This is a genomic window from Streptomyces alkaliterrae, assembly GCF_007097205.2.
Lineage (GTDB): Bacteria > Actinomycetota > Actinomycetes > Streptomycetales > Streptomycetaceae > Streptomyces > Streptomyces alkaliterrae.
Map to the genome: position 1 here is coordinate 1 of NZ_VJYK02000733.1, position 420 is coordinate 420.

Below are 420 nucleotides of genomic sequence, written 5' to 3' on the forward strand. Positions count from 1 at the left end.
AGACAGCCCTCGCCCACCCCACCTCCGTGCGACCCCCTCGGCACTGTCAGTGGGACTCGGTACCGTCTTTGTCATGGCAGTCAGACCCTCGGCCATATGGCACCACCAGGTCGCCGAGCAGGCGCGCGCCGTCGCCCTCGGCCGTCTCACCCACGCCAACGCCTCACTCGCCCACCGCTACCCCGACGACCTCATATCCCGCACCGACACCGCGCTCGCCGCCTTCGAGGCGGAGATCGCCGGCCTGCCCAGGCCGGCGCCACCGGTCGCCGTCCTCACCGCCGTACGGCACGTGCTCGGCGCGCTCGACTTCCTCGCCCCCCGGCTCACCGACACCACCTGCGAGACGGTCGAGCGCGCCCAGCTCCGCGCCTACGTCCGCCAGGTCATCGCCGAACACGACGCCACCCCCGCCCCCGC

The 420-nt window shown here is 73.1% G+C and carries 1 protein-coding gene; it reads left to right on the forward strand.

Translation table 11 applies throughout. From position 1 onward, the window contains the following. Window positions 1-73: 73 nt before the first annotated feature. Window positions 74-420, forward strand: a 347-nt coding sequence (locus tag FNX44_RS27715; protein ID WP_153507835.1) for a hypothetical protein, incomplete at its 3' end; no start/stop codon positions are given.